The 19,971-nt window shown below is 60.9% G+C and carries 12 protein-coding genes and 2 pseudogenes; 7 read left to right on the top strand and 7 right to left on the bottom strand.

Features of this window, described 5'->3' with window-relative positions; genetic code table 11:
* Nucleotides 1-536: 536 nt before the first annotated feature.
* From H4W29_RS28435 to H4W29_RS28445, 3 genes are all read left to right on the top strand, one after another.
* Nucleotides 537-785 (top strand): CopG family ribbon-helix-helix protein, encoded by a 249-nt coding sequence (locus H4W29_RS28435; RefSeq protein ID WP_192732836.1) that lies wholly within the window; start codon nucleotides 537-539, stop codon nucleotides 783-785.
* A complete protein-coding gene (locus tag H4W29_RS28440) occupies nucleotides 782-1,072 on the top strand; it encodes a type II toxin-antitoxin system RelE/ParE family toxin (RefSeq protein WP_192732136.1) in 291 nt (96 codons plus the stop codon). The genes H4W29_RS28435 and H4W29_RS28440 overlap by 4 nt, the downstream gene beginning before the upstream one ends.
* A gap of 630 nt (nucleotides 1,073-1,702) precedes the next feature.
* The gene (locus H4W29_RS28445; protein ID WP_192732137.1) at nucleotides 1,703-2,173 is read left to right on the top strand and encodes a DUF992 domain-containing protein; all 471 of its coding nucleotides are present in this window, start codon (nucleotides 1,703-1,705) and stop codon (nucleotides 2,171-2,173) included.
* Between the two features lie 219 nt (nucleotides 2,174-2,392).
* Here the strand turns inward: H4W29_RS28445 and H4W29_RS28450 are convergent, their stop codons facing one another.
* Nucleotides 2,393-2,983 (bottom strand): type II toxin-antitoxin system VapC family toxin, encoded by a 591-nt coding sequence (locus H4W29_RS28450; RefSeq protein WP_192732138.1) that lies wholly within the window; start codon nucleotides 2,981-2,983, stop codon nucleotides 2,393-2,395.
* The gene (locus tag H4W29_RS28455) at nucleotides 2,973-3,269 is read right to left on the bottom strand and encodes a hypothetical protein (RefSeq protein WP_192732139.1); all 297 of its coding nucleotides are present in this window, start codon (nucleotides 3,267-3,269) and stop codon (nucleotides 2,973-2,975) included. The genes H4W29_RS28450 and H4W29_RS28455 overlap by 11 nt, the downstream gene beginning before the upstream one ends.
* A 430-nt stretch (nucleotides 3,270-3,699) precedes the next feature.
* On the opposite strand from H4W29_RS28455, the gene H4W29_RS28460 reads away from it, so the two are divergent.
* Entirely contained in the window at nucleotides 3,700-4,011 is a 312-nt protein-coding gene (locus H4W29_RS28460; RefSeq protein ID WP_192732140.1) for a hypothetical protein, read from the top strand.
* A gap of 49 nt (nucleotides 4,012-4,060) precedes the next feature.
* Here the strand turns inward: H4W29_RS28460 and cueR are convergent, their stop codons facing one another.
* The 3 genes from cueR to treY form a co-directional block, all read right to left on the bottom strand.
* On the bottom strand, nucleotides 4,061-4,453 hold the full coding sequence (gene cueR / locus H4W29_RS28465; protein WP_007812037.1) for a Cu(I)-responsive transcriptional regulator: 393 nt from the start codon (nucleotides 4,451-4,453) through the stop codon (nucleotides 4,061-4,063).
* 12 nt (nucleotides 4,454-4,465) lie between these two features.
* Nucleotides 4,466-7,012: a heavy metal translocating P-type ATPase gene (locus H4W29_RS28470; RefSeq protein ID WP_192732141.1), complete on the bottom strand. Its 2,547-nt coding sequence runs from the start codon at nucleotides 7,010-7,012 to the stop codon at nucleotides 4,466-4,468.
* A 110-nt stretch (nucleotides 7,013-7,122) separates the two neighbouring features.
* Nucleotides 7,123-9,732: a malto-oligosyltrehalose synthase gene (treY, locus tag H4W29_RS28475; protein ID WP_192732142.1), complete on the bottom strand. Its 2,610-nt coding sequence runs from the start codon at nucleotides 9,730-9,732 to the stop codon at nucleotides 7,123-7,125.
* Nucleotides 9,733-10,513: 781 nt separating this feature from the next.
* Between treY and H4W29_RS34760 the strand changes: the two are divergent.
* Nucleotides 10,514-10,600 (top strand): annotated as a pseudogene (locus tag H4W29_RS34760) (DUF736 family protein); the annotation flags it as partial.
* A 26-nt stretch (nucleotides 10,601-10,626) separates the two neighbouring features.
* Here H4W29_RS34760 and pbpC read toward each other — a convergent pair.
* Both pbpC and H4W29_RS28490 read right to left on the bottom strand, forming a co-directional pair.
* The gene (gene pbpC / locus H4W29_RS28485) at nucleotides 10,627-12,708 is read right to left on the bottom strand and encodes a penicillin-binding protein 1C (protein ID WP_192732144.1); all 2,082 of its coding nucleotides are present in this window, start codon (nucleotides 12,706-12,708) and stop codon (nucleotides 10,627-10,629) included.
* Nucleotides 12,705-18,185 carry an alpha-2-macroglobulin family protein gene (locus H4W29_RS28490; protein WP_192732145.1) on the bottom strand — a complete coding sequence of 1,827 codons (5,481 nt, stop codon included), beginning with the start codon at nucleotides 18,183-18,185 and terminating at the stop codon, nucleotides 12,705-12,707. The genes pbpC and H4W29_RS28490 overlap by 4 nt, the downstream gene beginning before the upstream one ends.
* Nucleotides 18,186-18,388: 203 nt before the next feature.
* Here H4W29_RS28490 and msrA point away from each other — a divergent pair, with 203 nt between their 5' ends.
* Together msrA and H4W29_RS28500 are read left to right on the top strand one after the other, a co-directional pair.
* Nucleotides 18,389-19,099, top strand: coding sequence for a peptide-methionine (S)-S-oxide reductase MsrA (msrA, locus tag H4W29_RS28495; RefSeq protein WP_192732146.1), 711 nt, complete (start codon nucleotides 18,389-18,391; stop codon nucleotides 19,097-19,099).
* A 229-nt stretch (nucleotides 19,100-19,328) separates the two neighbouring features.
* Nucleotides 19,329-19,774 (top strand): annotated as a pseudogene (locus H4W29_RS28500) (response regulator).
* Nucleotides 19,775-19,971 lie beyond the last annotated feature (197 nt).

Consider the following 19,971-nt stretch of genomic DNA (forward strand, 5'->3'; position numbering starts at 1 on the left):
TGCAGGTCGCCAGTTCGTATCCCATCAAGAGCAAAGAATTTACAAGTCTCCCTGCCATCAGGCCCCCGCAACCAAAATTTACCGGATTATTAAGACTTTATCGGCCGCCCTTGGGAGGAAGAAGTCGTTTTTGGACCTAACACGCGGCTAGCACAAACGACCGCCCCTCGTTTAACGGGCGCTTGATGTCGTGATTCCCTGTTTCCATATCGAAATGGAAAATAGACAGGGGCGATTATGGCACGCCACGAAATCCTCGGAGGATTGGTGCAGGTTTACCGGCGCTGGGGGCGAGCATGGCATTGCTCGACCTCACTCAAGGGTCGCCAAGTCGTGTGAGTACGAAGGAAACCGGACTTGAACGTCGCAGCGCCCGCTTGGCGGGACGCTCATAGGGGGTTAGCCCCTGTTGCCCGACCACTCCGTCTCGGAGTGGTCGGCTTATTCGCCACATGATGGTCTTAATTCATGAGCAGAACCTTGACGAACCTTTTTGGTTCATCAATAATCAAAGTGAACCAAAAAGGTTAGAGACCATGACTGCTGCGTTTACCGTGCGTGTTTCCGATGAAACCGCGAACAAGCTGAATCAGATTGCGGAAAAGCTGGATCGCTCCCGCGCCTACATGGCTGCCGAGGCCATCGAGGCTTTCGTTGAGCAGCAGGAGTGGCAGCTTGCCGAGATCGAAGCCGGGTTGGCTGAGGCCGATCGCGGCGAATTTGCCAGCGCCGAAGATGTGGCGAAGGTCGTTGGAAAGTACGTCAAGTCTGCCCGTCAATCATGAGCGGAAAGCGTATTCGCTGGACGTTTCGGGCGTTACGGCGGCTTGACGAAATCGGCGCTCATATTGAGAAGGATGATCCTGATGCGGCAGCACGCGTGATTGCCAGGATCGTAACGGCCGTGGATGCGCTCGCCGAACTACCTGCGAGCGGACGGCCGGGGCGCATCAAAGGCACCCGTGAACTGGTGCTGACGGATATTCCCTACATCATCCTGTACCGGGTTGGATGGGACATCGAGATCATCACCGTCATGCATGCTCACCAGCGCTGGCCATCGGAATTCTAGCCTTCGCGATAGATTTAGAAATCACCTGGGCGGAAGAATGGTTGGCAGCACATGCCTATGAAGTGTTGGCCGCGCCGGAATTGATAGGCGCCGTACCTTGGTCGAAAATCTATAGCCTCAATACCGATCGGGGCAACGTGTATCTGAAATGGAGCGCGCCCGCCTACGCGCGTGAGGCGGTGCTGATGGCTCATCGGGCCGAACGATTTCCGAGCGAAATTTCTCAGGTCTTGGCAGTAAACCAAGCCATCGGCGCTGCTTCGGTTGCGATGGATGATCGTGTAATGCTGAAAAAAGAGGCCGCCTCCGGATGCGGAAGGCGGCCATTTGCGGATCCTCGGGCAATCCGTGGCTTCGGCGGAGGGGAGGGACACCGGGAAGCCTTAACCGAGATTTCTGTCGCCTGTCAGGAGGAGGCGTCAGGCGATGGAGTGAAAGATACGCCCATCCCGAAGCGTGCGGAACTAAACTTACGTATTGGCCCGCCTAAACCAGCGGGCAATTTCCCCCCGTCCGGCGACGCACTTACCTTTGCGCTCGATCGGCGCGCTGTCGTCGACAGCATCGGCGGTACCAGCAACTCCCCCTGCGCCGCAGATGACGAAGCTCAAACCTCGGACAGGATCTATCATGAAAATCACGCTTCTTTCTCTCCTCGCAGCCGGCATGCTGGCCGCCCCTGTCGTTGCAAACGCCGCCCAGGCCGATGTCGGCAAGCTTGATTGCGACGTTTCCAAGGGCATCGGTGTCATCGTCGGCTCAAAGCAGGATCTCGACTGCACCTACATACCGAGCGCTTCCGACGACGTCAGCCAGCACTATGTCGGCACGATCACCGATTTCGGCCTCGATGTCGGTACCGTCGAAAAGGGCCGGATGGTCTGGCTCGTCTTCAACGCCACGCGTGAGCCGGTCGCCGGCCTGGAGGGCAATTATGCCGGTGTCACGGCCGATGCGAGCGTCGGCATCGGCGGTGGCGCCAATGTGCTGGTCGGCGGAACGAGCAAGACCGTCTCGCTGCAGCCGGTTTCGCTCGAAGGCGATGTCGGCGTCAATTTCGCGGTCGGCGTCACGGCCCTGAAGCTGCAGCTCGTAGACTGAGGGCTGAATGAAGCCTGACAGGACGGCTTCGCGGGCAGCGTTCGGGAAGCCTGCCAAATGCAAATTCGATCACAGCTTCTGTTATGTCGCCGTGCAGCGAAAGTATAAGTGACCGCCAGGACGAGGATAAACCGGGCAATCGCGGTTGATTGTATAGCGGGCATACAATCAAGCTATTCCAGTCCGGCCGAATAGCTACAGACGGAGGGAGTTCGGCACTTATGGTGGGGACTGCTCCGGCGACGCTCGATAGAAAATGACCCGAACGCTCGGTATGAGTTGAGAAAGGAAATCAAAGTCCCGGACGTTACCAGTCAATACGCTCGCACACAGCTGCCGTGCCTGTAGGAAAATGAGGGCATCATTGACGAAGCGACGCTCATGTCCCTCCCCATTTGGCAGGTTGCTCATGCGAAAGAGGAGCCCCGCCAGCACGCCGGCCTGTCCCCAGATGGTTACGTCGGGGGCATGGAGCCGGTGTTCCGGAATGTCTTCCACGGTCGCCGCGATCGTTTCGAGGGCCACCTTTGTGGACGGATGATTTGGATTCAGCCGGCCGAAGGCATGGGTCAGCTCGGATAGGCACACCGCGGAATGGTGGCACAGGCGATACGTCAACAGTGTATCGACCTCCAAGGGCGAGCGCCCTTGAAGCACGTCCAGATAGACGCTGGTGTCCAGGAACAGAGGCCCTCCGATTGGCGGCTCGTCAGCAGCCCATGAAAGAGCTTCGTCGGGCCTCCGTTCGAGCATTCCCACGTGCTTTCCGGGCTTCAGCGATCGGAGGGTTTCGGCGAGATCAAATCCCAAGATCGACATCCGTCGGGATGGTGCCCTTGCGGCCCACCAGACGCACGCCAAAGTCATCTTCAAGAGCCAGCCGGGAAAGTGCCAATTCCAGCAACTCGGTGTCGGAGGTAACATGGGCGCGCTTCTTGGCCGCCTCGATCAACTCCGAGGGCACGCGTCCCGATAAGCGGGTATTCTTTGCGGTGCCGAGGAGACCGATGGCCTTTGCTTGCTCGAGCACGAGCCTGTTTCGGTTCAACGCGACCTTTGCTTCGGTTTCCGCAGCAGTATGGGACTGGGCAGCCATAGGTTTCTCCCGTGTTGAACATAATGTATGTAACGTTGAACGATAATGCAAGATCGAAGATGGGCGGCGAGCCGGGATCCCGATACGCATAAAGGGCGGGCTGAACGCGCCCGAACAGCATTTCCTGCTCACGCTCTATGACGGGCAATCCCTTTGAGAATATAAATGGCGACTATGCAGGTGCACGCATTCTTCTTCGAAAGCCGATGCGTTGACTGTTAGTTTACTCCACATCATGTTCTTGCAGATTGCCCAGGCGACTTCCCATGGGCTCGAAGAGGCCTGGTGAGCCGATTAGGTAATCTAAAAATTCTTCACTTTTCCACCATTGCACACCTGATCAATTGTCGGCGCATCCTGTTCGGCGGTTGTTTGTGACAGTTCCATGACAGAATATGTACCCCGTTGATTTGCAAGGGGAACATAGAATATGAAAGAGAAGAAGCGGGTCTACGAGGCTCTCGTGGACGGCGCAATGGATGGACTTGTGGGCGATGCGCTTTATGATTTTGTCCGCAAGCGCTGTCCGAAAGCCTCCAGCAAGAAGATCGTTCGCGCCTCGTTGCTGGCGTTGAGCGATCCTCATCTAAAGGACCGTAATATTCTCGATGTCATCTATGCGCTGGCGATCAAGCATCGGCTGGATGACACCACCGTCGACGATGAACAGGACGAGGAAGTTCAGGAGCAAGAGAAGCCTGCTGACACCGCAGGGCAGGATCGGCTGTCTTCTTCCCGATAACACGAACGCGAGAAACTTCCTTCGATTTCCCGGGGGAACACCGGCGCCATCAGGCGGCGCTGTCCGAAAGCTCTTCGAGGATCGGGCAGTCGGGGCGGTCATTGCCGTGGCAGGCATGGACGAGATGCTCGAGCGTGTGTCGCAATTCCGTCAGCTCGCGGATCTTGCGGTCGATTTCCGAAAGCTTTGCCTCGGCGATCCCCTTGACGTCGGCGCTTGCCCGGCTCTTGTCCTCGTAGAGCGCCAGCAGTTGACGGCACTCCTCCACGGAGAAGCCGAGGCCGCGCGAACGCTGCAGAAAGCGCAGCTTGTGAACGTCCGAGGCCGCGTAGTCGCGGTAGCCGTTTCCGCCCCGGTCAGGGCGGATCAGGCCGATATCCTCATAGTAGCGGATGGTCTTTGACGGCAGACCGGACCGTTCCGAAGCTTCGCCGATATTCATCGCTCGATTCCTTTACAGCTTTTCGACCCTCAGCCTCAGCGCATTGCCAATGACAGACACAGAGGAGAGGCTCATGGCGGCTGCTGCAATCATCGGCGAGAGCAGCAGGCCGAAGATCGGGTAGAGCACACCGGCAGCCACGGGAATACCGAGCGCATTGTAGCCGAAGGCGAAGCCGAGGTTCTGGCGGATGTTGCGCATTGTCGCTCCGGCGAGCCGCCGGGCACGTACAATGCCGTTGAGATCGCCCTTCACCAATGTAATGCCGGCACTTTCCATCGCAACATCGGCTCCGGTGCCCATGGCGATGCCGACATCGGCGGCCGCAAGTGCCGGTGCATCATTGACCCCATCACCAGCCATGGCAATGACGGCGCCCTTTGCCCTCAGTTCATCGACGAGCGCCTTCTTGTCCTCGGGCAGCACGTCGGCGCGGACCTCGTCGATCCCGAGGCTTTCGGCCACGGCACGGGCCGTGCGCTCATTGTCGCCGGTCGCCATGATGATCTTCAGGCCGCTGTCGTGCAGCGCCTTGATGGCAGCCGCCGTCGTTGGTTTGACGCGGTCGGCGACGGCAACGAGGCCGGCCAAAGTACCCTCGAGGACGACGAACATGACGGTCTTGCCTTCGCCGCGGAGCGCTTCGGTCTGGTCCAAAAGTGCTGCCGGATCGATGCCGAGATCGGCGAGCAGGGCGGCATTGCCGAGGGCGACGGATGTGCTGCCGACTGTGCCCATTACGCCTTTACCGGTCTTTGCCTCGAAACCTGCGACTTCCTGAAAGGTGAGGCCGCGTTCTTCGGCCCCTGTGACGATGGCTTCTGCAAGCGGATGTTCGGAGCCGCGTTCGAGGCTCGCGGCAAGCGCCAGCAGATGTTTTTCATCAATGCTGCCCAAAGCCACAACGTCTGTCAGCTTGGGTTTACCTTCGGTCAGCGTGCCGGTCTTGTCGACGATCAATGTGTCCACCTTCGAGAAACGCTCCAGCGCTTCTGCATCCTTGATCAGGACACCCTCTTGCGCGCCGCGTCCGGTGGCGATCATGATCGACATCGGCGTTGCAAGGCCGAGTGCACAGGGGCAGGCGATGATCAGGACGGCGACGGCAGCGAGCAGTGCATTGGCCAGCCGCGGCTCCGGCCCGACGAAGGACCAGACGAGGAAGGCTGCGATGGCAGCGGCGACGACGGCCGGAACGAAAATCGCCGAAACACGGTCGACGGCGCCCTGAATCGGTGCGCGCGAACGCTGCGCCTTGGCCACCATATCAACGATGCGTGAGAGCGTGGTATCGGCACCGACCTTTTCGGCGGTCATGATCAATGCGCCGTTCTTGTTCATCGTGCCGCCGGTCAGTGCGTCGCCGTTCACCTTTTCAACCGGAAGCGGTTCACCCGTGATCATCGATTCATCCACGGTCGACTGCCCTTCGGTGACGGAGCCATCGACCGGTACGCGTTCGCCGGGGCGTACACGCAGCCGGTCGCCGGCCTGGATCTCATCGACAGGCACGTCGCGCTCACTGCCGTCGGCATCGATGCGGCGCGCAGTCTTCGGGGCAAGATCGAGCAGCGCGCGAATTGCAGAGCCGGTACGTTCACGAGCCTTCAATTCGAGCACCTGCCCGACGAAGACGAGCGCCACGATGACCGCAGCCGCCTCGAAATAGACGGGGACGGCGCCGCCATGACCGGTAAAACTGTGCGGGAAGAGGTCCGGCGCCAATGTCGCCACGACGCTGTAGAGATAGGCCGTGCCGACGCCGAGGCCGATCAGCGTCCACATGTTAGGGCTGCGGTTGACGACCGATGCCCATGCCCTGCGGAAGAAGGGAAGGGCTGCCCAGAGGACGACGGGTGTCGCCAGCAACAGTTCGACATAACTCGCCAGCGGCTCGCCAAGCGCTTCACGCGGCCACGACAGGCCAACCATCGGGCCCATGGTCAGGATCAGGAGCGGAATTGAAAGAACAGCGCTGACCCACAGACGCCGGATGAAATCTACGAGTTCCGGATTTGGACCTTCATCTTCGGGCGGAATGCCCATCGGTTCCAGCGCCATGCCGCATTTCGGGCAGTCGCCGGGATGGTCGCTGACGACTTCGGGATGCATCGGGCAGGTATAGAGCGTGCCCTTCGGCATGGCGGCTGCCACTGGCTTTTTGCCATGGCGATAGGTTTCGGGATCGGCTTCGAACTTCGCCTTGCAGCCGGCCGAGCAGAAATAGAATTTTTCGCCCTCGTGCTTTAGGAAGTGTTTCGCATTCGTGCGGTTTACGGTCATGCCGCAGACCGGGTCCTTGGCGGTCAGATAATCCTGCGGTGCCGCCTCGAATTTCTTGCGGCAGCTATCGCTGCAGAAGTGATAGGTGTGACCTTCAAAGTCGAGGGAAGGTTTTCCGGCATTCGGATCGACCGTCATGCCGCACACGGCATCGCGCACCACCATGTCTTCAACCTTTTCGTCCTGGCCGCAACCGCAGTGCGTGCCGTCGCCATGATGGTGATGGCCGTGACCATGCTCATGATGGTCGTGGTGATGATCGTGCTTGTTATCCATAAAACTGCGCCTTTCATGCCTTTTTGGCATCCGGACAGCTTTATGAACCTTCCAGCAACTGGAAGGTCAACGTCTTTTTTTTGTCCGAGCAGATTTATTCGTAATTGCCGTCAGGCGGGCACGATCAGAGCCGCCGGCTGGTCTCCGAGAAGGGTGGCAAGCGAGATCTTGCTTCCGGGCTCCAGCATCTTGCCGGTCAAGAGATCGGCCTTAAGACCGTGCATGGGTAAGGGCACTGATATTGCCGTATCTTCCCAGAACTCCGGTCCGGCAAAGAGCACGCCGGGATCGAGCCAGCCGAACATCAGTCGCGGCACGACCGTGATGGCGAAGTTCTCGTGATGCAGACGGGCAAAGGCGACGGCATGATCACTCCTGATGCCGGTGACGGCAAGCGGCAGGTAACCGCCTTCCGCAAAAAGCCGGGCACGCTCCATCCGAAGCCCCAGGCCGATCTGGATGATGCGCTGTTTCAATGCCGCGGCTTGCAGCCGCGCCAGTGCACCGCCTTCGGTAAGCCAGCCGCTTAATGTCTCGAAATCCGGCAGGCGCCTGTTATCGGGATCGACGAAACTGAAATCGAAGCCCTCTGCCCCTTGATAGATGTCGGGAATGCCCGGTGCGGTCAGTTTGATCAGCGTCTGCGACAGGCTGTTGACGTAGCCGGCTTCGATGAAGGGCTGCAGGACGCGCGCGAAATCCTCGGTGAATGCGTCATTATCGGTTGAAAGGAGTGCGGCCGTGTAGGCGCGCACCGCCTCTTCATAGCCATTGTTCGGCGCCGTCCAGTCGGTGCGCAGCTTGGCTTCGCGAACGGCCTTTTCCGCATAAGCGGTGAAGCGGTCGCGCAGCGCATCGGCATGATGGCGGTCGAAATCCTCGGGCCAGGCGCCTGCAAGCGCCTGGTAGAGCATCCATTCCAGATTGGGCTCGGGAGCTGCGCCATCCGGCAGCTCGGTGCGGTGGCTTTCATTTAGTCTTCGCCAGTGTTCGACGGCGTCGGCAAAGACGCCGGCGCCTTCGCTCACAGCATAAAGCCGCGCACGCGCATCTTCGCCACGCTTTGTGTCATGCGTCGATGTTGCCGAAAGACCTGAGGGCTGGGAGAGCGCGCGCGATTGCATGAATTGGTGAAACGCTTCGATGCCGTCTGGCACATGGTCCGGCTCGCCGCCGACCTCGTTTACTGCCAGCAGCCGGTTGTAGCGATAGAAGAGTGTATCCTCCATAGCCTTGGCCATGATGGGGCCGGAGAGCTGCTGGAAACGGAGGCGGAATTCGCGAGCCGGCTCGTTATCAACAGTGCCTTCGAGGATGGCCGCGACGCTCTGCAGCGGCTGCGCGTAGTCCAGATGTCCGGCGGCGGCCATCGCGGCTTTTTTCAGGAGATCGGCATCCCGCGCGTCGAGCGGGTCCTCGGCCCCATAGGTGCGGTAGACGGAAAAGGCGATCAGAAGCTCTGAGATCGCCCCAGTGATTTCCTCCATAGACAGTTCGGGAAAGAGGCTGGCTGCAATGCGTGTGAGGCGGGTCGTCTCGCCGGCGAAATTCTGTTCAACCATCAGTCGCTTGGCTGCCCGCCGCCCGGCTTCAAAATCGCCATTGCCATCCGCCAGCCGGCGATAGGCCTCGTCCAACTTTTGCAGCCCCTCGGCTTCCACGAAAAGCCCGCTCAAGGCGGAAATGAACTCGTAGCCCGTCGTTCCCTGCACCGGCCAGTCGGCGGGCAATTCCTCACCCGTGCCGAGGATCTTTTCGACGACGATATAGGTGTCCGCGCCGACCGCTTCGCGCAGGCGGTCGAGATAGGCTCTCGGTTCCGCCAGCCCGTCGATATGGTCGATGCGCAGGCCCTGCACCTGGCCCTGACGCACGAGATCGAGAACCAGCCGGTGGCTCTCTTCGAAGACCCTGATATCCTCGACCCTGAGACCGACCAGCCCCGTCACCTCGAAAAAACGCCGATAGCTCAAATGCTGCGAAGCCTCCTGCCAGCGCTGAAGCTGCCAGTGCTGCGCCCCGTGCAGCCGCGTCATAAAGGCATGGTCTTTCGAGAGCTCTGCAAGCCTTCCGCTCAGGCTTGTCAGATCGCCGGCCTCGAAGATCATATCGCGCAGGCCGCGATGCAGGTCACCGGCATCGACAGAGGCCGTCAGTTCCGCCATCCCGGCAAGAACCGGATCATCCAGTTCCGCCGAGAGCAGAGGGTAGCTTTCCATGCTCAGCGGAAAGAGAGCGTCATAATAGCCGATCGCCAGATTGCCATGCGCCTCGTCGACGGTGATCGTCAGTTCTCCGGCAGCAACGCTCTCATCGAAGCTCTTACCGAGCTGGGGCAGGGTCAGCCGCTCGCGCCAGTCTATGTCGAAATAGCCTGCAAACGGGCTGTGCTTGCCGAATTCCAAGGCACTCCGCCACCAGGCATTTTCCGTTGAAGCGGCCATATGGTTCGGCACGATGTCCAGGATCAGGCCCATGCCTGCCTCTGACAGCGTCTCCGTCAGGCGATCGAAGCCCGCCCTTCCTCCAAGTGCCGGATCGATCTCGTTGGCGTCGGTCACGTCGTAGCCATGCGTCGATCCCTTGGTGGCCGTGAAGAGCGGCGAGGCGTAGAGGTGGCTGATGCCGAGCGACTTCAGATAGGGGACAAGCCCGCAGGCACGATCGAAGGTCATGCCGTTGCGGAACTGGACCCGGTAGGTCGCGGAGGGGAGCGTCATGGGGTCATTTTTGCCGTTCGGAGGAGATATCTTCCAACGGTTGTGAAGCGCTTTTGTTCCCTTACCTTAAGGTAGGTTCGTTGATGGTAGTGGATGCGAAACCATGAGGAGTGGATGTCTGAAGCGTATCCACACCGCGACCGTTCCTGACCTTGCCCCCATATGTGGAACGGCCCGCGTGGCAAGAGCTTTTTTAGTCGATTTCACACATTGGGACGGTGCGGTCATATGTCCGGCCTTTACGCGCGGCAACTGGCCACTGGCCTTGATGAGATCCGCGAAACGAGGAGCTAAATCAAGTTTACGCGCTTAGAGCACATTGGGGGCAGTAGCTTCACTCGTGTCAGGATTATATCCCATGGGTTCATCGCCTGTTATTTTACCTTACTCTCTGCCAGCCTGCGCCGGTCAGATCGTTTTGGAGTCACAGCGGTCATCCGACGGTGACCTGCTGTAGTCGCCACCCGAGCGGCACGTCGATAGGTTCCGCCCTGGTTTAGAAGCGCCCAGATGATCCGCGCCGTCTTGTTGGCCTGCGCGACGGCTGCAACCTTGAAGTCGGGCGAGCGGGGATACGGATCGACCTGTCCCGCATTGGAGTTCAGCCATAGTGTTGAGTTCGGTTCACCGCGGGCGGCGAGGAGAGGTCTCCAAAGTGCGGTGCATGAAATTAGTGCATTTCAAATGCATCAAATTAGTGTTCTTCCAAGGCGCTAAATTAGTGCAACAATAATGCACGTAAGTAGTGGCCCACACGGTAGCCGGAGGCGAACATGGCGAAGTCCCACGAACTGCTGACAAAGGGCCGCACTTTCGCATCTACGCCGACAAAGTCGAGCTTGGCGCCGGTTGGCAGAAGACCTCCGAGTAGGGCCGCGTCCTGAGGCTCCACATCTAGTCGACGAAGACGCCGACACTTGCCGCCCGGCCCATGGAATCGATCACCGTCAGCTTCGAATAGCCGCCGCCATCAGGCATCCAGCTCTGCGTTCGCCGTCGCGACAGATCGGGCAGCGGCTTGCCGTTGGCAAGCCAGCGGAAAGGCGCACGGCCGCCTTGCAGCTTCAGCATCAGCGGCGAGAGATCGCCTGCTTTTGCTCCAAGATCGACATGCGCGCCCTCCGGCGGATAGACGATCTGCGGCGACGGCTCGCGACCTGAGGCGGCAAGCAGTCCGCTGGCATTGAGCGCAAAACGCCGCTGGCTGATCGGCAGATCGGTCTGGGCAATGCGCACAGCGCCTGCCGGTGGACGCGGCAGCGGTGTGGCGGCGATGCCGGATTTTGCAAGCGCCTCGAAGAGGATAGGTGCGGCCGTACCATAACCCGTCAAACCGGGCACCGCGCTGTTATCAGGCCGTCCGACCCACACACCAAGCACATAGCGGCCGTCATAACCGACCGACCAGGCGTCACGATAGCCGTAGCTCGTGCCGGTCTTATACGCGATGCCGCGCTGCGGTGCGCCTGCCGGCGGGATGACACCTGAGAGTATGTCGGCAACATTCCAGACGGCGACCGGCTCGAGCAAGGGCTCGCCATCGATCTTGCCGGGCATGTTCGTCACGCCATCGCCGATCCGGACTGGCTGGCCACGATTGGCAAGCGCTGTATAGAGCTGCACGAGATCCTTCAGCGTGATGCCGACGCCGCCAAGGCCAATCGCCAGACCCGGCGTCTCGTTCGGCGGCAAAACGGGGCGCACTTCGGCGCGGCGGAAGCGCACCATAAGGCGAGACGGACCGACTGCATCGAGCAGCTTGACCGCCGGCACGTTGAGGGAGAGCTGCAGGGCCTCGCGCACGGTCACGTCGCCCTGGTAGCTCATGTCGAAATTGCGCGGCCGGTAGCCGAAGAAATCGGCCGGCCGGTCCTCGATGATGGTCTCCTGGCTGACCAGTCCCTGCTCGAAGGCAAGGCCATAGATGAAGGGTTTGAGCGTCGAGCCGGGCGATCGGCTGATACGCGTCATGTCGATCCAGCCGGAGCGGCTGGCATCGAAATAATCGGCTGAACCCACCTCGCCGACGATCTCGCCGGTCTCTGCGTCCGCCATCACCATGGCAAGCGACAGCTTCGGTCCGAGCTTCATCGTCGCCGCACGCGCGACGGATTCGAGACCGGTCTGCACCTGCTTCTTCAGCGTCGTCTGATGCTGGATCGCCTTCGGATCCTTGCGCAATGCGGCTTCCGCGACATGGGCGGCAAGGGTCGGAAGCTGCAGCCGGCGGGCAGGAATGGTAACACCCTCGGCGCGCTCGGCCTCGCCGTCGCCGACCACCTCGGCCACGGCAATACGGTCGAGCACGCGCTTGCGCGCCGCTTCGGCTGCCTTCAGGTTTCGGTCCGGACGGCGCTTTTCGGGCAATTGCGGCAGTGCGACCAGCAGAGCCGCCTCCGCCACCGTCAGCCGCTTCGGCTCCTTGCCGAAATAGGCCAGGCTTGCGGCGCGCACGCCTTCCAGATTACCGCCATAGGGCGCATGGGTGAGATAGAGATCGAGGATCTCACCCTTCGAAAGCCGCCGCTCGATCTGCACGGCGCGCATGATTTGCAGGAGTTTTGCCGAAAGCGACCGGCTTTCACGCGGCTCGATCAGCCTTGCCACCTGCATGGAGAGCGTCGAGGCGCCAGACACAATGCGGCCGTTGCTGACGAATTGCAGTGCCGCGCGCCCGAGCGCCCAGACATCGATGCCGCGATGCTCATAGAAACGCTGATCCTCATAGGCGACCAGCATACGGATGAATTGCGGATCGACGTCGACAACGTCGGTTTTCAGCCGCCAGCGGCCCTCCGGCGTCGCAAAGGCCCGCAGCAATTGCCCGTCGGCATCGAGCACTTCGGGCGAGACGGCTTCGGCCTGTTCGAGCGGCGGGGGATAAGCCCGGTCAGCGGCATCGAGCGCAAACAGGCCTCCGCCGGCAATGACAATGCCGGCTGCAGTCCCGATCGCAAACTTCTGCCACCGCCTCATTGTTGAGCCGCAACGACCTCCATCTTGCCGGTCGCGGTCCGCGCGGACATATCGGGACGATACATGTCCTCGACGGTTGCTGCCGGATGGTCATAGACGCCGGGTGTCACGGCGCGCACCACATAGGCGACATTGAAATCACGCGCCGAATTTTCGTCACGGTTGAAGGCTGCGACGAAACGGTCGTAGCGGAATTCCGTATGAGCGGCCGACATTTCGCCGACCCAGTCGAAATTCGTCATCTGGGCGCTGTCGACGAGGCTCGGATTATCGATCTCGAAGCCGGCCGGCAGGAGATCGGTGATGACGATGCGCGAGGCCCAGTTGTTCTGCTCGGTCACATGGAGGACGACGACATAGCGTTCGTTCTGCTGCGCCTCGCTGACATTAGCCTCCTCGCCATCAAGCGTGTAATAGCTCCGCTCGATGGTAAAGCCGTTGCCGCCCGCAGGCAGCGGCTTGACGGGGGCGGCAACCGTGGTGACGACGGCCGAGACCGTGTCACTCGTGGCGCTCGTCAAGGTCAGCGGATGGTCGATCAGCGCATCGCCGGTCATCTTCGCCATATAGGCGCCGGTCCGCTCAGCTCCATTGACGTTGATCTTCAGATCGTCGTCGCCGTTCTGCAGGGCACGCGCGGCCAGAAGCATCCAGGCCTGTTCCTGGGTGCTCGTATATTTGCTGCGGTCCCATTCGCGTGCCACGGCCTTGGCGAGGTCCGGAATGACGGGTGGAACCGGCCGGCTTTCGGCGGCTAGCGCCAGGATCGCCGCGCCATCGCGCAACACCGAGCCGTAATCGGTGCGTGAGAAGTTCACGCGGGTTACCATCGACTGTTTCGACATCTGCAGTGCATCGACGAAAATGTTCTTCGAGCGCGTTGCGTCCCCATAGAGCGCCAATGCCGCAGCGATATGGGCCTTGGCAAGCGGCGTCGGGAAGTCGTTGATCATCGTGTCGGCATAGTAGCGCAGGTCGCTGACGGCCGCCTTCTTGTTGCGGGCAAGCACGTAGAGGGCGTAGGCGATCTCGTCGCCCTTGCCTTTCACGTCGGTCGTGTAGGAAAGCGAGTTCTGCAGGTTCTCCAGCGCCTGTACCAGCGCCCGGTCCGGCACGTCGTACTTCTGCTCGCGTGCCCGCGTCAGGAAGTCAGTGACGTAGGAATCGAGCCAGAGATCGCCGGAATCCGGTCCCCAAAGGCCGAAGCTTCCCGCATAGGCCTGGTAGGACAGCACACGGTAGATCGCATCCTGGACGCGCTTGTGGATGTCGTCATCGGCTTGTTCCATGCCGGCCTGCTTGGCGACCTCGGCCAGATAGAGCAGCGGCATGGCGCGGCTCGTCGTCTGCTCGGCGCAGCCGAACGGATAGCGGTCGAGCGTCATCAGGAGAGCCGGAATGTCGAAGGCAGCCGAACGCGTGACGTTGACGGCGATCGAAGCCCCCGGCAGCACGCTGTCGGCCAAGAGATTCTTGTCGATCGTCAGGCTCTTGCCGGGTGCAAGCGCAATGACGCGCCGTTCGGTGACCGGCAGCGACGACGGCCGCACCGGCACATCGACCACCTGGTCGAGCGACAGGCCGGAGGCATTCGACAGGTTGATTGCCACACTGCCATCGCCCGGCTCGCCGCCGACAAGCATCAGCGTCAGGTCGGACTTGGCGCCGGCTTCGAGCTTCAAGGTCTGCGAAGCAGGCCCGTCGATGCTGAGCGCCTCGTTGCCGGTCAGCGTCAGCTTGTAGTCGCCGGCCGGCGCATCGGTATTGGCGATGTCGAGCCTGAGGTTAGCCTTGTCCCCGGGCGCGAGAAATTTCGGCAGGCTTGCGGTGACGACGACAGGATCACGGATGATGACGTCCTTGGCGCTGTGGCCAACGCCGGTCTTCGTCCAGGCGAGCGCCATCACGCGGGCCGTGCCGTTGAATTGCGGAATGTCGAAGCTGACTTTCGCCTTGCCTTCGGCATCGAGCTTCACCGGACCGGAGAAGAAGGCGACGAGCTTCTGCGTCGGCGGGCTTGCCTGCAGCGCGATCGCGCCGCCATCGCCGCCGGTGCGCAGCTTGCCGGTCGCACCCAGCGAACCATCGATCAGCCGGCCGTAGAGGTCGCGGATTTCAAGGCCGAGCTGGCGCTGGCCGAAATACCAGTCCTCAGGGTTCGGCGGCTCGTAGCGGGTCAGGTTCAGGATGCCGACATCGACGGCGGCAACCGTAATATAGGCCTCCTCGTTGGCGCCGGCGCCGGAAACCTGCAGGCCGATATCGAGCGGCCCGCGCGGCAGCATCTTTTCCGGCGTATCGATCTTGACCTGCAGGGCGCGTTCGGCCGGATCGACCTTCAGCCATTTGATGCCGATCGAGCGCGCCGGCATATGGGTTTCCAGAGAATCGCCTGGCCGGAAGAGGGTGGCGGTCACATAGGCGCCGGCACCCCAGTCGGCGGTGACGGGAATATCGACCTCACCGCCGGTCTCGCCCATTGTGGCGTTCTCAACGGCAACCAGCTTTTCCGTGCCGGCCGTGATCATCAGCTCGCCGCCATAACGCGACGTCACCTTCAGCTTGGCCGTCTCGCCGACCTTATAGCTGTCCTTGTCGAGGGCGATCTCCAGGCCATCGGGCGTTTCCGTCGAAGTCGAGGCGACGAACCAGCCGGCATCGAATTCGACGCTGGAGGTCGGGCCGTCGGCGTCAGGGCTTTCCACCTCGAGCCGGTAACGGCCCCACTCGACCGGCGCCTGAATCTTGCCGCCATTTTCAGCCGTCGCATCCACCGAGCCGGAGGCGACCTCTTCGGGCGTATAGGTGGGCTCGTATTTCCAGGCTGTTCCTTCGCGATACCACTGATAGTCGCGGCGCAGCTTGTAGAACTTCCAGCGCAGGCCCTTCATCTCCTGCTTCTGGCCTTGGGTGTCGAGGCCGATGACCGTGAAATTCGCCAGCGCATTCTCCGGCAGGTCGCCGTCGAATTCCGGCTTGATGCCGATTGCAGTCGCGTCGGTCTTGACCGGAATGTCCAGCGAGCGCTCGATGGCGCGACCGCCCGGCTCCTGCATGCGCAGATAGACGGTGGCGTTCAATAGCTGGGTCGTCGCCGGCAGCTCGCCGATCGTCAGATCGGTCGAGGCTTCGCCATTCTCGTCGAGTGCCGGCAGCCCGTCGATCGGCTGGCGCGAATCCTCGCTCGCTTCTTCGTCGGCGAGGCCGAACTGGTAGCCGGGATAGGCGGCATTCGCGCGTGTCGGCTTGACGACGACGTCGCCCTCGATCGTCAGGCCCGCCGCTGGCGCGCCATAGAGATATTTGCCGGAAATGGTGATCGTGGCGGCCGTATCCGTACCGATCTCCTTGGACGCGGTCTTGATCTCCATGTCGGTACGGTCAGGCACGAAATCATCGACGAGGAAAGTCTTGGTTGCGATCGCCGAACCCTTCGGATCCGTATAGACGTTCATCGTCCACGTGCCGCGCATGGCGTTTTCCTGCGTTTGCAGGTCAACCACATAGCCGCCGAGATTGCTGGTCTGACTGACGACGCGCCGGTCTTCTACACCATCCGGCCGTGAGAAGATGAAGGTCAGTGGCAGGTTCTCGATCGCCTTGCCGTCCGTATCGCGGGCAAGGACTGCCGCATGGACGGTTTCGCCGGCCCGGTAGATACCGCGCTCGGTGAAGGGCAGCACGTCGATCGCGCCCGGCGCGGCGCGTCCGGTCACACCACGGTCGGAAAGATCGAAGCCCGCCCGCGTCATGTCGAGGAAGACATAGTCGGACGTGCCGTTCTTGGCGCTGATGACGGCAGGGGTGAGTGCGGCGGTGCCGCGCATCAGACCGGCCGTGAAGGTGGCGCGGCCGTCCGCGTCTGTCGTCGCTGTGCCGAGTACTTCATTGTTCTTGGCCAGCAGCTGCAATTCGACGCCGGCCATTGGCTTGGCCGAAGCAAGTGAGCGGGCAAAGACGTTGAGCCCATCCGTGCCGGCATAGGTGGTGATGCCGATATCGGAGACGAGGAACCATTGTGTCGCCTGCGAATCCCAATCCTGCGCGGGGCCGGTCGCTGGCGTTGCGACCATCACATAGATGCCGGGCTTGCGCTCGGGCAGCGCCTCGTCGACCGGGAAGGAGGTGACGACGTCCTTGTTGAGCTCGTTGGCAATTTCGATCGACCCCTGCCAGACGAGCTCGCCGCTCTGGTCCTGGATATTCTGGGCGCTGTAGCCGTCGAGCTGCGTCAGGAATTGCGATCCGGTCAGGAGCGGCGCGATGCCGCGATCACCGATGCGGTAGAGCTTCAGATTGGCAGACGCCATGTTGACGGAGACGATCGGGATGCCGCGGCGCGCCGTCGACGGCAGCACGAAGCTGTCGCCGGTAAAGCGCACCATCTGGCTGCGGTCCTTGATATAGACGTCGATCGCAACAGGCGCTTCCAGAACCTCGTCGACCGAGGAGGGCAGGCCGGTGCGGAAGCCGATCTTATAGGTTTCGCCGTGGGTGAGGCCTTCGACGCAGATCTGCTTGTCCTTGGCTTCCAGCGCCTTGGGGGCTGCACCGTTCAGTGTCACGAAGGGCGCATAGTCGACCGTCTTGACCAGCGCCTCGGAGAAGGTGACGCAGGCACGCGGCGTGGCGCTGTCGGCATCGACGGTATGTTCGGTGATGCGGAAGCCCTGCGTCTGCTTGAGCTGCAGGTAGTCCGCCTGCACGTCCTTGGCGCCGACGAGCGCAAGGCTCGCCTTGTAGCTATTCAGCGCATCGCGATAGTTGGCGTTCTTTTCGAGGGCCTTGGCAAGCACCGCCAGCGCGTCGGCGCGTTTATTGGTGCTGCGCGTCAGCTGGTAGCCGTTCAACGCGTCGATCACCGCCTGGCCGAAGACGCCGCTGTCCTGGGCGCCGAGCGAGGTGGCGGCACGTGCCGTCTCGATCCAGAGATCGCCGTCATCAGGGGTGATCGACAGGGCGCCATGGAAGGCCTTCAGCGCATCGGAAAGATTACCGCCCGTCAGATCGAGGCGGGCACTTGCCGTCAGGCTGTCGACGCCCTGGCCCTGCTGGTCGTCGGCGAGCGCCAGATCGTTGCGGAAATTACGGGCCTGCTGGACGAGATCGTCGGAGAGGAAGGGCAGGCGAGGGGCAGCGCCGATATCCGGCTCTTTCGGCACGCTGGCTGCCGTCGTTTCGACGATCCTACCGGCAATCGCGCCGGGGGCGGCATTCATTGTCTTGAAATCGGATTTCAGGAAACACCACTTCACCTTCGGATTATAAGTGAAGGCCTTGCAGCTCTTGTCGCCGATGCAGGCGGCCTTGCACTGATCGAGCGAGAGGTTCTGCTCGGTGCGCAGGTCGAAGCCGAAATAGTCGGCATCCTTGACGGTGACGATGTCGCGCTTGGCGTCGGCGGCAAAGGCCGACGGGCCTGCAAAAATCATGGATGCGACGATGACGGAAAAAGCGAAGAACGAGCGCACAGACATTGGTTCCCCCCGGATGCTGGCTCTGAGCCGGGCGGCACTGTCCCCACTCGCCGAGGAATTGTCAACTCACCTTACCGCCTGTTCCGGTTTCGCACATCAGCTTTCGTGCAATCGTCACATCGGCGTGAGTGAACAGCTTGTGATTTGCGGCTTTTTCGCCGATCGGCAAGGATTTCACTGAGTTGTTCCCGGAGGTAGCCGCCGTGTCCATATCCACATCAGGCAAGGTCCTTGCCGCGCTTTTTGCAACCGCTGCCCTTTTGCTTGGCTTGGGTTCCGTCGCCACTCAAGCGGCGGAAGACGCCGTTGTCATTCCAGCTCCGACGGTCGACGAGACGGGCAGGTCGGGGACGGAGACCGCCGTCTTCGCCGGCGGCTGTTTCTGGGGCGTTCAGGGCGTCTTCCAGCATGTGAAGGGCGTCAAAAGCGCCGTTTCCGGCTATGCCGGCGGTGAAGCCGCAACCGCCCAGTACGAAACGGTCAGCACCGGCACGACCGGCCATGCCGAATCCGTCAAGGTGACCTTCGATCCGAAAGAGGTGAGCTACGGAAAGCTCCTGCAGGTCTTCTTCTCGGTCGCGCACAATCCGACGCAGCTCAATTTCCAGGGACCGGACCAGGGTACCCAATACCGCTCGGCGCTGTTCATCTCCGACCCGCAACAGCGCAAGGTCGCCGAAGCCTATATCGCTGAGCTCGACAAGGCGCATGTCTTCAAACAGCCAATCGTCACCAAGGTCACCGACTATACCGGCTTCTACCCGGCCGAGCAGTATCACCAGGATTTCCTGACCCTGAACCCGACCTACCCCTATATCGTCTACAACGACCTGCCGAAGATCGAGAACCTGAAGCAGATCTTCCCGGCCGATTACAGCCGGGAGCCGGTTCTGGTGCTGAAGGCCAAGGGCTGAGAAGTGCTTTCAAGATCGGAATTTCAGAAGGCGGCTAAGTAGCCGCCTTTGTTTATGATCAGCCGAGATTTTAAGGATTTATCAATATTAACAAACGTTTAATCGAGAAAACTTGCGTTTCACACCGGAACATATCGTCGCATCGCCCGTTTAAGCTGCGAGCTTCGTCGAGGCGATCTCTCTTCAATGAAGTGGGGTCTCCCAAGTAAAGCGCAAAAGGGGATCTGTCATGGCCACTGATCTCATGCGTAGCTGGCAACGGGAACATCTCATGGAACAGCGAGTGCTGATTGTCGAAGACGAACATCTGATCGCCCTCGATCTCGAAATGACGATCGAGAACATGGGCGTGCATGTCGCAGGCCTTGCATCGGATCGCGAAGGGGCCTTCAGGCTCGCACCGCTCGCCGACATCGCCTTCGTCGATGTCAACCTTTCCGACGGCGCAACCGGCCCTGATATCGGCCGGCAGCTCGCGGAAGACCACGGCATTTCCGTCGTCTTGATGACGGCCAACACGGAAGTCGTTACCGACGGCGTGCGCGGTGCGCTCGGAGTGGTTTGCAAACCAGTCATACCGCGGTCGTTGGGCGCCTTCTAAAATATGTGGCTGCCCGCCGCACCGGCATGATGGAGGTCGTCCCGGAACCGATGATGGTATTTGCCCCAGGTTAGTAAGCGCCTTAGGGAGGCCTGAGAATCCCGATCTTCCGAAGGAACTTGGGTTTTCGACTGAACGGAAATGAATCTGAAGCAGTGGCGAATCTCGTTTTTGATCGCTCTGTTCGACCGACGAATTGGACGACGGAAAGCTCCGTCTGCAATTCCGCGAACCAATCGTTCAAATAGCTGATAGCCCGTCTTTTGATCGG

Origin of the sequence: Rhizobium viscosum, from assembly GCF_014873945.1 — a bacterium.
Lineage (GTDB): Bacteria > Pseudomonadota > Alphaproteobacteria > Rhizobiales > Rhizobiaceae > Rhizobium > Rhizobium viscosum.